This window comes from Nocardia sp. NPDC004604, from assembly GCF_040609795.1.
Taxonomy (GTDB): Bacteria; Actinomycetota; Actinomycetes; order Mycobacteriales; family Mycobacteriaceae; genus Nocardia.
The window spans coordinates 30,977-45,058 of sequence record NZ_JBEXLC010000017.1 but is presented as its reverse complement, the minus strand read 5'-3'; the positions used below and the strand labels follow the sequence as shown (position 1 = coordinate 45,058).

The 14,082-nt window shown below is 62.6% G+C and carries 12 protein-coding genes; 7 read left to right on the top strand and 5 right to left on the bottom strand.

Annotated elements, in window-relative coordinates; all coding sequences use genetic code 11:
* Positions 1–124 precede the first annotated feature (124 nt).
* From ABZW16_RS09095 to ABZW16_RS09080, 4 genes are all read right to left on the bottom strand, one after another.
* Positions 125–1,156 (bottom strand): hypothetical protein, encoded by a 1,032-nt coding sequence (locus tag ABZW16_RS09095; protein ID WP_354953845.1) that lies wholly within the window; start codon positions 1,154–1,156, stop codon positions 125–127.
* 2 nt (positions 1,157–1,158) lie between these two features.
* The gene (locus ABZW16_RS09090) at positions 1,159–1,818 is read right to left on the bottom strand and encodes a hypothetical protein (protein ID WP_354953843.1); all 660 of its coding nucleotides are present in this window, start codon (positions 1,816–1,818) and stop codon (positions 1,159–1,161) included.
* Positions 1,819–2,454: 636 nt separating this feature from the next.
* Positions 2,455–2,880: a threonyl-tRNA synthetase editing domain-containing protein gene (locus tag ABZW16_RS09085; protein ID WP_354953841.1), complete on the bottom strand. Its 426-nt coding sequence runs from the start codon at positions 2,878–2,880 to the stop codon at positions 2,455–2,457.
* Between the two features lie 1,487 nt (positions 2,881–4,367).
* Positions 4,368–5,672, bottom strand: coding sequence for an IS256 family transposase (locus ABZW16_RS09080; RefSeq protein WP_354953839.1), 1,305 nt, complete (start codon positions 5,670–5,672; stop codon positions 4,368–4,370).
* Positions 5,673–5,797: 125 nt separating this feature from the next.
* On the opposite strand from ABZW16_RS09080, the gene ABZW16_RS09075 reads away from it, so the two are divergent.
* A complete protein-coding gene (locus ABZW16_RS09075; protein ID WP_354953915.1) occupies positions 5,798–6,589 on the top strand; it encodes an alpha/beta fold hydrolase in 792 nt (263 codons plus the stop codon).
* A 141-nt stretch (positions 6,590–6,730) separates the two neighbouring features.
* Here the strand turns inward: ABZW16_RS09075 and ABZW16_RS09070 are convergent, their stop codons facing one another.
* Positions 6,731–6,964, bottom strand: coding sequence for a hypothetical protein (locus ABZW16_RS09070; RefSeq protein ID WP_354953837.1), 234 nt, complete (start codon positions 6,962–6,964; stop codon positions 6,731–6,733).
* A gap of 1,058 nt (positions 6,965–8,022) precedes the next feature.
* Here ABZW16_RS09070 and ABZW16_RS09065 point away from each other — a divergent pair.
* The 6 genes from ABZW16_RS09065 to ABZW16_RS09040 form a co-directional block, all read left to right on the top strand.
* On the top strand, positions 8,023–8,352 hold the full coding sequence (locus ABZW16_RS09065) for a hypothetical protein (RefSeq protein ID WP_354953835.1): 330 nt from the start codon (positions 8,023–8,025) through the stop codon (positions 8,350–8,352).
* A gap of 403 nt (positions 8,353–8,755) precedes the next feature.
* Positions 8,756–9,400 carry a hypothetical protein gene (locus ABZW16_RS09060; RefSeq protein WP_354953833.1) on the top strand — a complete coding sequence of 215 codons (645 nt, stop codon included), beginning with the start codon at positions 8,756–8,758 and terminating at the stop codon, positions 9,398–9,400.
* 23 nt (positions 9,401–9,423) lie between these two features.
* Positions 9,424–11,010 carry an amino acid adenylation domain-containing protein gene (locus ABZW16_RS09055; RefSeq protein WP_354953831.1) on the top strand — a complete coding sequence of 529 codons (1,587 nt, stop codon included), beginning with the start codon at positions 9,424–9,426 and terminating at the stop codon, positions 11,008–11,010.
* Positions 11,003–11,812, top strand: a complete 810-nt coding sequence (locus tag ABZW16_RS09050) for a hypothetical protein (RefSeq protein WP_354953829.1) — start codon at positions 11,003–11,005, stop codon at positions 11,810–11,812. The genes ABZW16_RS09055 and ABZW16_RS09050 overlap by 8 nt, the downstream gene beginning before the upstream one ends.
* Positions 11,813–11,837: 25 nt before the next feature.
* Positions 11,838–13,109 (top strand): pyridoxal phosphate-dependent aminotransferase family protein, encoded by a 1,272-nt coding sequence (locus ABZW16_RS09045; RefSeq protein WP_354953827.1) that lies wholly within the window; start codon positions 11,838–11,840, stop codon positions 13,107–13,109.
* 50 nt (positions 13,110–13,159) lie between these two features.
* A partial coding sequence (locus ABZW16_RS09040) for an MFS transporter (RefSeq protein ID WP_354953825.1) occupies positions 13,160–14,082 on the top strand: 923 nt, incomplete at its 3' end.

Genomic DNA, 14,082 nt, shown 5'->3' with positions numbered 1-14,082 from the left:
CAACATGTTTCGGCTCGTCTCGCTGCGTCCACGCGTGCCCACCAGTTCGCGGGTACCACTGGTGGCCTCTGTTGACGCTCTTCGAAATCTCGATCTGGCACAAAACAGGCGCAGTCTGGTTCTGCTACCAGGCGCTCCATAGCGGTGTGCCGTAGATATTGACTTTGTCGATGTCGCGCTCGGGGGAGGAGCCCAGGCCGATCACAGAGTATTGCCATGTCCCTCCAGAGGATTCCGCGGCTCTGGTGAGGGCGTCGACGGCGGCCGTTGTGCCATGGTGGCGGATGCTGAGATCGTGCACGATCGCGGCTATGTCGATGCCTTGTCTCGGACTCAGGTGGAGCGAGAACGCGGGCTCGCCCCTACGTTCCGCGTCATGTGCGAGGCAGACGTGGAAGTCGACGCGGCGGAGGGTGGGGGCGTCGATGCCGCATCGGTCGAGTTCGGACAGGACGGTCCAAGCCGGGTCGCCGAAGTGGCGGACCAGTTTCATGGGGACGGCGACGTCGCGGCGGACTCTCAGGTAGATCTTGTGGCTCAACGCGTCGTTGGCGTCCACTTCTATTGCGGCGAAGACGGGCTCGAAAGACGTCTCATCGTCGGGAAGCGACGCCAGTGCGGCGAAGCCGGGGAAAGCGGCACGCAATCGCTGGAGGGTTCCGGACACGAGCGTCGTGTTGCCGTACACCTTGAGACGCGTCGGATAGTGCGGTGCGGCGGCGTGGTGGACGATGCCCGTCCAGGTGGCGAAGCGATGGTGTGCAGCGACTTTCGCCGGATCGGGGTACAGCGTCGAGATGAACGACCGCAGTAGTTTCGTGGTCTTTCCATCGTTGTTCGGCAACCAGGCGGCGAGGTCCCCGATCGCGGCGCATTGAGCGGCGAGGCGAATGCCGAATTCGCGGTGCTGCGAACCGGTTTCGGTGACGTAGCGGATGGCCGGGGTGAGCTGCCCGCGGCCGCCGGTGACGCTCACCTCGAAAGGAATGCCGGAGTTGGTCAGCGCGCTGGCCCGGGATCCGCTGGGCCCGTGCGCTTTCAGATATCCGCCGGAGGCGCGTTCCAGCACAGCACGCAGGGGAACCGGGTCGCTGCCGAGCGCCAGTAGCTTGGCGACATCGATCAGGAATTCACCTGCGGCCGCCGCCATCGTCATCGTCAGGCTTGCTCGGAGGGAGCCGTGCTGGTCACCGCGGGTATCCCCGAGCCTGGCGTCGACGGTGGAGTCACCGCCGGCGGATTCGGCGGCGGCGTGGGCGGTGCCGATTGCGCCTGCTGGGTATTGGTGGTCAGATCGGTTCCGGTGGGATGGAAGTAGCGGAAATCACCATAGGCGCCAGTGCCGCCGTTCGCCGGATTGTTCGGGTCGAACGGCGCGAGGTGGCCGTTGACAATGATCTGCAAACCGCTGTCGGTCACCACCACGATCGCGCTGCGATTCGCCCACTCCACCACGTCACCGGTGTGGAGGAGGTGCGGATCGCTGACCTGGGTCCACGGGGTGTCGGGAGCGGACTGACCCGGGGTGCCCGCGTACGCGGCCCGCGCATCGCAGCCATTGGGGTTGTTCAGTTCCTTGTTCACGGCATCGGCCACCACGGACGACACCTGCTGGGATCTGCTCACGCCCGGAATCTTCATGTCCACCATGGACTTTGTACCGGTGACCGTCGGCGGTGTCGTCGGCGTGTGTTGGACCGCCACGGGTTGTCCCTCGTTCCGACGGCGCCGTGAATCGGTGTCGTTCTTGTCGGAGCGATCCCCGCTGCCGTCGCGGTTCTGATTCAGCAGACTCGAGATCGCCTGCATCTCCATCATCTGCGCCATCGGATTCACGGACTGCGAGTTCGTCGCGCCCGCCGTCGCCGGTGCGTTGTTCGAGCTGCTCTCGGTGCGAGCGATTGGCGAGTCGATCGTGGCCGCAGGATCTTGGCCGGTGCCGTCGCCGGTGTTGTCGTTCGAGGTGTTGCCCGTGGTGTCTGCCGCGCCATCGTCGGCTGCAGTTGTGTCCGTAGTCGTTGTGTTCGCGACCGGAGCGATTGCGCTGTCACCCAGCGGGCTGTCGTCCAGCGTGCTGGGGTCGAAGTCCGTGTTGTCGCCGCCTGTGCTGTCGCCGCCTGCGTTGTCGCCTGCGTTTGGGTCGATTTGATCGGCTTGTTTTGGAACTTCGTGGTCGCTTTCTTGTACTTCTTGTCCCAGTCGGTGACCGCGTTCTCGATGGACGTGATGTAGTAGCGCTGTTCCGCTTCGGCTGTCAGGAAGAATTTGCCGTATCCAGAACTATTGGCGTCGGTATTCATTTCATAAACGGGGACGTCCGGGCCGGAATTTGGCCGTCCCTCCTGCGTTGCGAACTCGCTTCTGGTCCGAGCGATCGTTCAGGTCGGGTGAAGGTGGTGGCCCTGCTGGGCTGATCGGGAGCGGCCCGCCTTGGATGCCGTTCACGGGGAGACGTTACAAATGCAGATGCAGGCACCTTTGTGACCATGGCCCGGCGACGGCATCCATCGTCCAGTCCTTCCGCCATCCGAATGGCATCACATGGACCTCAACGTCCGGATCCAACGTGTGGACTCTCACCCGCAAACTCTGCAGTAGCGCGGCGGATACCTCCGGATCGGCCGGGTCGGCGGACAAGCCCGCGAAGCCATTGATAACAACGCTTTTCACGCCCGTTTGCCGAATTGTCCTGCGGATCGCCTTTACCGCCGGCCTGAGTCGTGCGGCTGAATCCCCCAACTCCACGCCCACCAACAGGAATAAGCAGTTGTCGTAGTCCTGCACCGCATCAATCTCTGCAGAGCTTAGGTCGATTGCATGTGGCGTGGGCGAAACAGTCCGGTAGCTGAACGTCCGACACTGCAGCGAGAAGATTACCAACCGTCATCTCCGATACGGGGCGGGCCAACCGAATCTCGGCCTGCGCGACCGCGCGGTATGGCTCTACTGAATGTCCACCCTGACGATGGCCAACGCTCCCGCAACGAGCGGGCATCGAGCAGTCGATCCGTACTCTAGCGGTCACAGGAGGCAGTCTCACTGATCGCCTAATCCAAGACATCCGCCAACACATCCAATCGCAACGATCTTGTCAGTCGATCTGTGGCAAATTATCTCGGGGATCTCAGGTTGGCACGGACGCCATGGCCAGGCAGTTTGTGGCCACCCACTTGGTCGAGTCGATCACGACCGGCCATTGCGTGAGGCCCCTAAGGCCCATAGTGCACGTCCATCTCGCGACAGCACGCAACTGGGCCGGTGCCCGTAGCTATTGGTGGAAGTTGCTCAGACTCTGACCGCCAGACCTCAACTCCGTTGGCTCCCAGGCAGACGACAAACCTCCAGGGCCGGTACCGATCCCGATCACGCCGAAGCAATCGCCCGCAACCTACCCCGAACGCGGCAAGCGCGCGAACAAATCGCTGTACGGCCGCCGCGGCCTCCAACCTGGTCATTCCACTCCTCCACCGAGATAGACACGCCAAGCGTGTGGAACCCGGGCGCACGATCGGCGTTGGACCCCTGCGGATTCGCGGGGAGTGATGTAGGTCGGGCCGACGGACCCGCCCTACACCTGCTCCAGGGGTATCAGCCGATAGCAGTTGCGCAGATCATCACCCGGCGGCGCCGGTGACCAACGCCGCGTTACGCCGATCGGGAATCGTCACCCTGATGTCGGCGTCTGCGGTGCTGCATAGCTCCGGCGATCGGGGACGTATCAGCCGCAGTGTCCTCCGTCGATAAACCAGTTCCCTCCCGTAAGCGGGGGAGGAAGCAGCTGGCCTTCCCATTGGACGCAGGTATGGGGCGCATACACATAGACCGGCCCTGCGTAGGTCGTGTAGTTTCCGCGGTCCTCCTTCAATTGGCTGGTCCCCACACCCGCCACCATCGGAATCGCTTGCCCGGGCTGATCCCTCACTGTCACAACACAATTCCAGCCATCCTTGTATGTGAGGAATGTGGTTCCGCCGGTGAGGTCGCGGTGGTCGATGACCGTATAGCCTGACCCGCAGACTCCGTTGTACGAGGCGGCCGAGGCAGTGCCACCACCGACAATGACGCCACCACCGATCAGTGTTGCGACGCTTGCCATAGACACTGCAATGGCTCTCGTTGTTCTCATCCCAAACCTCATCATTTCTCTTGAATAAGAACGGTTCTCGTGCGCTGGGAGTTTAAGCATCGGCCGGCTTGGAAAGATCCGCATTAGTACGGAGTCGATAAGCAGTGGGATAGCAGGCGCGGTGGAGGCACGGGCGGCCGCGGCGGGATGGAATATGCAGCAGAGGCATGTCGGCCGGGAGCGCCGAACGCCACGTTCGATCGGGTCTGTCCAGATAACGGTGTAGCTCGGGTTGATTGAGTTAATTCCGTCCGGCGGTGAGTCGGCCTTCGAAGGTGATGTCGAAGGCGTTCAGCGCGGCTTTCCATCGGGTGATCCACCGTTTCTGGCCGTCTCCGGTGGGGTCTAGGGCCATGACCGCCAGGTAGACGCATTTCAGGGCCGCTTGTTCGTTGGGAAAGTGGCCGCGGGCGCGCACCGCGCGGCGAATACGGGCGTTGACAGATTCGATGGCGTTGGTCGAACACACCACCCGCCGGATCTCGGTGTCGAACGCCAGGAACGGAGTGAACTCGGCCCACGAGTTCTCCCAAAGCCGCACGATAGCAGGATATTTCACGCCCCATGCCTCGGCGAACTCGTAGAATCGTTCCAGCGCTGCGGCTTCTGTCGGGGCGGTGTAGACCGGCTTCAACGCTTTGGCGATCGCGGCCCAGTCCTGGCGTCCGACATAGGAGAACGACGCGCGCAACAGGTACACGATGCAGGTTTGCACCACCGCCGCCGGCCAGGTCTGCCCGATCGCTTCGGGCAGACCTTTGAGACCGTCGCAGACAAGCATGCACACGTCCTCGACGCCACGGTTGCGCAGCTCGGTGAGGATCTGCAACCAGAATTTCGCGCCCTCACCGCCGTCACCGGCCCACAACCCGAGGATCTCGCGACCACCCTCGACCATGACCGCCAACGCGACGTAGATGGGCCGATTGGCGACCTTGCCGTCACGGATCTTGACGTGGATGGCATCGAGGAAGATCACCGGATAAACGCTGTCCAGGGGCCGGTTCTGCCACTCGGCCATCCCGTCCATCACCTTGTCGGTGATCACCGAGATGGTCTGTTTGGAGACCTCGGCGCCGTAGACCTCGCGCAGATGCGCCGAAATCTCGCCATGGGTCAGGCCCTTGGCCGACAGCGACAGCACCATGTTCTCCACACCGTTCAGTCGGCGCTGGCGTTTGCGCACGATCTGCGGTTCGAAGCTGGCGTCCCGGTCGCGCGGGACGTCGATCTCGACCGGACCGACATCGGTCACGATCGTTTTCGAGCGGGTTCCGTTGCGGGGGTTAGGTGTTCCACGACCGGCCGGGTCACCGTGGTCGTAACCGAGGTGATCGGTGATCTCGCCGTCAACGGCCGACTCGACGACCAGCTTGGTCAACTGCCCCAGCAGCCCGCCCTCGCCGGTCAACTGCAGCCCACTCGCGCGGGCCTGGGCCACGAGCTGGCCCACCAACTCGGCATCCACCGCCGTCGTCTTCGGTTTCCTGGGTCTGGCCACCGCGTCAGTATCGGCCAACTCGGCCGCCATCACATCAGAAGTCATGTGCCACTCCTTGTTTCGGAGTTACACCGTTGTTTGTACAGTCCCCGTCGATCCCCGCGCGAGAAAACCTTCGTGGGGTGAAGCCTGTCGGCCTCAGAACAAGCCCGGAACTAGGGATTTGGCTGATGTTTCGTACCCCAGGTCTCTGCGATCGTCGTCGTGGGCAACAGGCGATGAGAGAGCGAGGTCGGATGAGTACGTTCGTGCTGGTGCATGGTGGGTGTCACGGAGCATGGTGCTGGCACAAGACGGTCCCTTTGCTGGAAGCCGCCGGACACCGAGTCGTCGCACCGGATCTGCCGGGTCATGGGGTGGATCGGACGCCGATCAAGGGACTGACTCAACATGACTATGCGGCCGCGGTCGAGTCGATCCTCCGCTCACTCGATGAGCCGGTCGTGCTTGTCGGCCACTCCCTGGCAGGGATGACGGTGGCGTTGGTCGCCGAGCGCTGCCCTGACCGAGTCGATACGGTGGTCTATGTGGCGGCCACGGTGCTCGGCGGCGGCCGCTCCATGATGACCGATCCGCTTCAGTCCCGGCTCTTCGCCGATCTGAGCCCGCTGTTTCATACCGACGAACCCAATCAGGCGATCATTGTTCCGCCCCAGGTAGCGACACGACTGTTCTACCACGACTGCAGCTCAGCCGATATTGCTCTCGGGCTGTCGTTGCTCACCCCGGAACCGTTGGGGGCGTTCGCAACTGCGATCGAGCTAACGGCCGAGCGCTACGGTCGCGTGCGGCGTGTCGGAATAATGACGCGCGACGATCAGCTCAATCCGCTGCCGGTCCAGGCTGATATGTATGCCGAGGACGACATGTCCGACGTGCTCACCCTGCCTACCGGACATTCCCCGATGCTTGCCGCCCCCGAACTTTTCGCCGATCGCCTCCTCGAAATCGCAGTCAGCTAGCTCCTGTCTCTGCGGCAGTCCACAGCGATCCTCGAGCAGGTGCGCCGACGAGGTCGATCGAGAGGCCGAGCTTGGGGAGCTTGCGTAGCAACGCAAAGCAATTGCGGGCCGGCACGCTGATGCGTGCCGGCGCTCGACGTTCTACAGGGGGCCGATGTGGCAGATCGAACTGGCGGTGGCGAGGGCGCAGAGCAATGCGTAGAGCGGGTTGATGACCGCCGCGGAACCGGATTGAAGTCCGGCGGAGCCGGTCTGGATGAGCGAGGATCCGGTACCGGGTGTCGGCGTGTCGGCAATCGCGGGAGTCGCAGCGATTCCGCTGAGGGCGGCGGTAAGTGTCACTGTGGCAAGGGTTTTGGCGAGCAAGCGGCTCATGGTGCAGTCCTTTTCATGCTATCGATCAGAGTTTGCCGCTGCCACTGCCAAGGTTTGCCAGCCTGTGCAAACAAGGCAGGGCGTCGGGTGGATCCGCCGTAGATGCCGCAGAGGGCGAGGTACATGCTCGCGAACACGTAATAATCCGGCTGGGCGGATATGTCGCTCCAGGCTGGCGGACATGATTTCTCCGGATCGGCGGACCTCTGGATCTGCGGGACACCTGTGAACAACTGCGAACCGGGATCTTGTCGGGCGCCTTCGCTGGCGGTGCGTGTTCGCTCGTCAACTGCGTCGACGAGATCCCGGTGGCCAGGTCCAGCAGCAAGATCAGGGAGCTACCGAAACCCGATGCGGCCGAGGCCTGCAGGGCTTCGCCGTGCAGGGAGTCCCCGGTATCTGCCATCCACATCGCGGCGTTGTGCAGGGCAGTCTCGAGCTGGCCTGGGACAGGCACTGACATATGGACAAAGTTCTGCACAATGCGTGCAGTTTCCACCCTGCCCATCGTCCCCCTCGCTCGAAGATCATCCGGCGACCAGCATCGTTGACCGTGCGCACTCAGATATCCGCCAAAGCACCGAAGAAGGCGCTCCGGAAGGGCATCACTTCACCCGAACCCGCCGAGAGCATCGCACGCGGCGAGCTTCTACCATTCGTCCGCGCTTGGTCCAGCGACGACCGGAACGCCCGCAGTAGCTTCGATCGCATCCTCCGCGTCAATCCAGAACAACCGTTCCAGAACGACACCCAGTCACCGGGTCCGCCCTCGTCCAGGTACCAGTCGTTGGCCGAGCCGAGCACGGCAGCCGCGGTCTTGTCCTGGGTACTTCCTCAACGTCGCTCATCACGGTTCTCCTGCGGGCTCGGGTCTCGATTCGAGCCTGCCGCGATTGCCGCTGGCAAACTTCGGACTACCTACGCAGATTTTCGTCCTCTGCACGATCCAGACGCTGTTCACCCGCCGATGGAGCGGGTTCTTCCGTGTTATTGCCGATCTCTTATCGCGGACGACGGGACCGTGCTGGGTTCCGGATGGTCTTGGCGGAGGTGGGGTGGTGAGTGCGTTGAAGGTTGCGCAGGACGTGCGGCACTTCGTCCATGAGGCGTGGATGCCGATACAGCTGCAGTACGCGCTGCGGCAGGCGATGAAGCTGCCCGCGCCGGGCGGCGACCCCCAGCTTGGCAGGATCGTGTCGCGCAGCACCGGTGCTGCTCCACGTCGAGCATGGCCGCACCACCTGCCCACCACGGCACGCCGCTATCTGGAATGGCTCAATGACCCCGAATACGGAAGGCCGGAAATTAGGTGTAGTGACGGATGTTGTTTCCGATCCGATGTAGCACGGTGGACAAATGGTGCTCGCTCCGGAAAACGACAGCGGTAATGGGGGGATGGTCGGCATACGGGTTCGAGGTGGCCCCCGCAGAGCTGTCCGTGGTGGCCGGTCGGATGGGCAGGACCTTCGACGACTTCAATTACGCCGTGTTGCCTTGTTTTCGTGGCGAGGATGCAGGATGCGGAACGTTGATAAAGGTCTTGCCGTGTGCCGCTATCCATCGGTACAGTACCCAGCGTTATCGCCGCAATTCGGCGGCCCTACCCAACCCAGGGCTCAATGCCCATTACCGGGCAAAGAAGCATTGCGACAACCCATTTGATACTCCACGGTACAGCGTGGATGGCTCGCGCTGTCACTGGACTTCATCTCTTGGGCTGCTTTATGTCTGCACAGCGATAGGGGCAAAACCATAGAAACGATAGAATCGAGAAGGTATCGATACGGGCTGGTGCCGGTCGCTGTAGAAGCTGAGGTACTCGATTCGGACTTCTTTCAGGATATGATGGAGCAGCCCGCAGTGGATGTAGCGGCTCCGCTGCTGTCGGAAGAATCCCGGTTGATCACCGAACTCGCCAATGCGATCGGTTTCCGCGGCACGGTCGCCGGCATCGGGGATGCCACTCAGACATACCGGAAGTTGGCCATGCGTTTGGGAGGTGATTACGTTTGTATCGACCCGCGACTGCGGCCGGTACGCGTGGCATCCGCGCAGGCTGAACTATCCAATGCCGCTTTGTTGCTGTCGAGGAAATTCGGCCAGCTCGATCGGTCGAACCTTCCAGCCGGTGCAATATTGTGGATCTTCCCTTTCAATCTCTATTCCTATCTGCCCACGGCGCCGGATGATTTGAAATCGGTCTGCCGAGTCGGAGACGTCGTGGTGATATCAGCTTGGAGCGATACGCCGCACGCAATCGCTCTGCGGAAACGCTATGATAGCGTGCTCGCTGAAATGCGAGGCTCGCTGGCGCCGACTGCCGCACGCAGAATCGTCGCCGCGCCACTGCCCAGATTCGCTCATTATGGCGTGGTGCGGGGGAATTTCGTGAATCTATACATATATCTCGTCCGAGACAGGGCTGAAATAGCTTGATCGACAATACGAATCGAGAGCCTGTGTACAGGCTGCTGCATGATGTCCTCCGAGGTAAGGCCGATTCCATCCCGAACGTTGTGGCGATACGGCATGAATCCGGCATTGGATTGACCTACGCTCAACTGGACGCGCTGTCTGTGCGCTGGGCCAACTATCTGACCGAGCTCGTGGGCGACGGCCGCCGAAAGCGTCCGTACATCGCGGTCCTGGCCCCGGTCGGGCCAGACTCGGTGGCGGCGATTCTCGGGCTGCTGCGGGCCGGATTCGCCTATGTTCCGCTGGATGACCGGTCGCCGTCGAGCCGGTTGCGCAGCGTCCTGGAACAGGCTTCGATCGAGGTACTGATCGCGCATCCAGCCATGCTGCGGGATCGTCCCGAATTGCTCGGGTATCCGGCATTGCGGGAAGTGGTTCTGTGTGCGCAGGGTGAGGTATCAGGTGCCACCGCGCAGGAGAAGGTGCTCGCCGCCTCGACCGAACCGCCCGGCAATCGCAATATCCTCAGCGAGGATCCGGTATACGTGCTCTACACGTCGGGGTCCACGGGTGTCCCAAAAGGAATCATGCACACCCACAGGTCCGCCTGCGCATTCGTCGAATGGATGCAGCGCGAGTTCCAGCTGACTTCGTCGGATGTCGTGATGTCGCGCGCGCCATGGCATTTCGACCTATCGGTCTTCGACGTATTCAACACCCTCGCCGCGGGCGGGACTCTCGTCACCTACGACTGGACGCGACCGCGCCACGGCGACGAACGTCACCGCGCCTACGTAGACCTGCTCACCGAACAGCAGGCGACGGTGCTCTACACGACACCGTCGACATTCATCGCTCTACTGCAGCGCGGCGGTCTCGGTAGACGCCCGACACACCTGCGTCAGTTGATGTATGCCGGCGAGCCCTTCCCGATCGCGGCGCTGCAAGAATTGCGGCGAGGCTGCCCACAGGCGCGTATCGCCAACATCTACGGGCCGACCGAAACGAACATCATCACCTGCTACAGGGTGGATGAACAGGATGTCGCGGCGTACGACGCAATTCCGCTGGGGCGAGAGGTGGACGATGTCGAGATCGTCCTGGTCGACGACGCGGGGGAACTGTGCGCCCCAGGAGAAATCGGCGAGCTCTGGTGCCGCGGCACCCCAGTGACCGTCGGCTATTTGGGCATGCCGGAGCAAACCGCGAAACATCTCGTTCGCAGCCCTTTCCACACCGCACCGGCGTGGTTCTGGCGGACCGGCGATCTGGCAGTTCGCGACGCGGACGGAATTCTGCATTATCGCGGACGACGTGATCACATGGTCAAGGTCAATGGTTTCCGAGTCGAATTGGGCGAGGTAGAAGCGACCGCCGCGTCATGCACCGGGGTGGAGATGTTCACCGTCGTCGCCGTCGCGTCCGACGATTCGCAACCATCCGTCCAATTGCACGCATTCTACACTTCACCGTGGAATCCGGTCCCAGCCGCGGCGCTCCGAGAACACCTCGCGGATAAATTGCCGCAGCATATGGTGCCACTCACCCTGCGCCGGCTGGACGTTATGCCGATGACCTCCTCAGGAAAAGCTGACCGCACCACCCTGACCGAGATTGTGCGACATGGTTGACAAGCGGGATATCCACACGGCCATCCGGCTCAACAATCGTGTCTGGTGGTGTCTGTACTACGACGAGTTATACGAAGCCGATCACTTCCAGTGCACCTTTATGCGCAACGCCGATGACGGCTTCTACAACTGTGCACAGGCGGTCACCCGCGTCGACGATGAGATCCTGGATTTCGTCGCGAAGTTTTACGAGCCGGATTTCGCGCCCGCGGTGTACGTCGACCCGGCGTCGCCGGAATCTCTCGTTTCCATGCTCCATGCCCGCGGATATGTTCCGGTGCCCGACGAGCGCGAGTTCTGGTATCGCTACGATTTGCGCGACGGCCTCGGGCACGAAACGGTGCTGAAAGTCGACTCGAAGCGCGTCGAGGTCCTTCGAGTCGACTCGGAACGCCCCGAACTGGACGATTTCGTGCAGGTCGACCAGGAGGCCAACACGCTACCGGACTCGATCGCGACCGATATTCATCGCAACCTGCGACGGCGGCGCTTGGGCGACGTCGAATGGGTGCTGCTGCTGGCGCTTCTGGACGGGAAGCCGGCCGCGACCGCGGCGGTCGGGCTCTGCCAGAACATGGCCTTCCTCGCCGAAAGCGGGACCGTATCCGGCGCTCGGCGCCTGGGCCTGAACTCGCTGTTGAACCGGACACGATTGCAAGTTGCTCGCGATGCCGGTGCGACAGTTGCGTTTGCGACCACAAGCTCGAACACCGCGGCCCGGCAGACGAAGGTCGGGTTGGGATTCGACCTCGCCTGGACGCGCACCTATTTCCGATATTCCGGACAACGTCCGGCTCGGTGAATATCGAATCTGATTGGTGGATTACATGAGTGAGATAATCGATCGCATCATCGAAGAGAACAGCCGCGAGAATCGGCGAACGCTGATCGGTGGGATGTTCTCCAGAGTGCGGCAATACGATGTCACCGCCCTAGAGGTACGCGGACGCCAAATTCGCGTCACCCCCGACCATTGGGTGACTGATTTCGCCTCTTGCAACTATCTCGGCCTGGACCTGGATCCGGAGATGACAGCGACCGTGGCGGAGTCGATCGATCGGTGGGGAGTGCATCCGAGCTGGTGCCGTCTCGTCGCCAGCCCCGAGCTGTATGTCGAACTGGAGGAGCGGCTCGCGAAACTGGTGGGCACGGAAGCCGCGCTGATTCTGCCAACGGTGACACTCATTTCGATCGGCGTCATTCCCGCGCTCGTCGGCAAGACCGGCGTGCTGCTGTTGGACAAGTCCGGGCACGAGACTATGTACGAGGCGGCGAAGATAGCCAGGGACAACGGCGCGACACTGGCCAGCTTCGTGCAGGGCGATCTCGACCGACTCGCGACCCTGCTCGATCAGCACCGAGCCAACCCTCGCAAGGTGATCCTGGTCGACGGCGTGTACAGCATGACCGGCGATCATGCGGATCTGCACGAGCTGCTGCGGCTGGCCGCAGAGTATCACGCGGTCGTGTACGTCGACGATGCGCACGGATTCGGCGTGGTAGGCGAAAACCCCAGCACGGCAACACCATTCGGACAACGCGGCAACGGCATTGTGCGCCACCTCGGTCTCGACTACGACAACGTCCTTTACGTCGGTGGGTGCTCAAAGGCGTATTCCTCACTAGCCGCGTTCGTCGCCTGCTCGAAGAAGATGCAGACGTTCATCAAAACCTTTGCCACACCCTACGATCTGTCCGGCCCATCGCCGACGGCGTCTCTTGCGACTCTGTGGTCCGGGTTGGATATCAACGACTCCCGCGGAGACGTCCTGCGCGAGCGGCTCTGGAAGCTGACCGATCGCGCCGCGCGCGACATTCGCGAACTCGGCTACCGGATCGATAACCGCACCGGATTCCCTATCCTGTCGGTCGAGATCGGTGATCCCGATATGTTGGCCACGGCGGCGAACCACTTGTTCGACGCGGGGATCCTCGTGACCACCTGCCCATATCCCATGGTCACCCGAGGACAAGACGTCTTGCGCCTGACGGTGACCGCCGCCAATACCGATGCGGAGGTCGACCACCTGATCGCCGCGTTCAGCGGATTGCGGGAGCTGCTGGGCGGTAACATCACCGCCGACGCCTTGCCTGCATGACACAGGTCGAACGCGCGTCCCAGGGCGAGAATCGAGTTCCCTCGTACGCGATGCTACTGCGACACAAGGGTTTTCTCGCTCTGAGCGCGACGACGGTGTGCAGTCGGCTCGGTGAATTCAGCACACAGACAGCGTTGTTGCTGTTCGTGCTGGAGCGATTTCACGCACCCGGCCTCGCCGCATCGGTCATGGTGTGCCGCCTGGTCCCGGCCGTGGTGGTGAGCCCGCTCGTCGGCGCCCTGTTGGACCGCATGGCGCCCCGGCGGCTGATCCGGGCGGATCTGGCAACCGCCACTGCGGTGCTGGCGTTGCTGGTGCTCCTCGATGCGATCGGCCAGCTGTCGCCCTGGGTTCTGCTGACGGCCGTCGCCGCCGGTTCCTGCACGAGTCCACTCTCGGTTGCCGGCGGGCGGTCGCTCGTTGTCAAGGTCCTGCCGGAAGACCTGTGGATGCGCGCAAATGCCGTGGACAGTGCGACCTACGTCGCCGCGACCCTGACCGGACCACTCCTGAGCGGTGCCGTCGTGGCCGCGGCGGGCGGGCGTTCCGCACTGGTCGTCGCCGCAGTCGTCTACGGCCTCGGAGTAGTGATCGTTCGGGGCGTGCCCGTTCTGGAGGCACCGCCGGTGACACGGTCGCTGCTGGCGGACACCCGGCTCGGCCTCGCAACGTTGATCAGCAATCGGGCGCTGCGCAACCTCACCGTCGTCGTCGCCCTGTTCAACATCACCAATGGCGTCTATGAACTTGTCGTGCCGATCGCGGCGGTACGCGACTACGACAACGGCGCGCTCTGGGTCGGATTCTTTTTCGCGACCGCAGGAGTGGGCGGCATCGTGACCGGCCTCATCACCGGGCATCGCGACCTCGAGGGAAGAGAGTATCGGGCGATCGGCGCGAGTGTAGCGGCCACTGGTGTGGGACTCGCGCTGTTCGCACTCGCGGGTAACCCGACGATGGCATGTCTAGGCAT

What these genes read in the sequence shown, in the direction of transcription:
- ABZW16_RS09070 (WP_354953837.1), bottom strand. Translation starts at nt 6,964, where the DNA reads ATGAGCCGCTTGCTCGCCAAAACCCTTGCCACAGTGACACTTACCGCC.
- ABZW16_RS09075 (WP_354953915.1), top strand. Translation starts at nt 5,798, where the DNA reads ATGTTTCGTACCCCAGGTCTCTGCGATCGTCGTCGTGGGCAACAGGCG.
- ABZW16_RS09095 (WP_354953845.1), bottom strand. Translation starts at nt 1,156, where the DNA reads ATGACGATGGCGGCGGCCGCAGGTGAATTCCTGATCGATGTCGCCAAG.
- ABZW16_RS09045 (WP_354953827.1), top strand. Translation starts at nt 11,838, where the DNA reads ATGAGTGAGATAATCGATCGCATCATCGAAGAGAACAGCCGCGAGAAT.
- ABZW16_RS09050 (WP_354953829.1), top strand. Translation starts at nt 11,003, where the DNA reads ATGGTTGACAAGCGGGATATCCACACGGCCATCCGGCTCAACAATCGT.
- ABZW16_RS09080 (WP_354953839.1), bottom strand. Translation starts at nt 5,672, where the DNA reads ATGACTTCTGATGTGATGGCGGCCGAGTTGGCCGATACTGACGCGGTG.
- ABZW16_RS09090 (WP_354953843.1), bottom strand. Translation starts at nt 1,818, where the DNA reads ATGATGGAGATGCAGGCGATCTCGAGTCTGCTGAATCAGAACCGCGAC.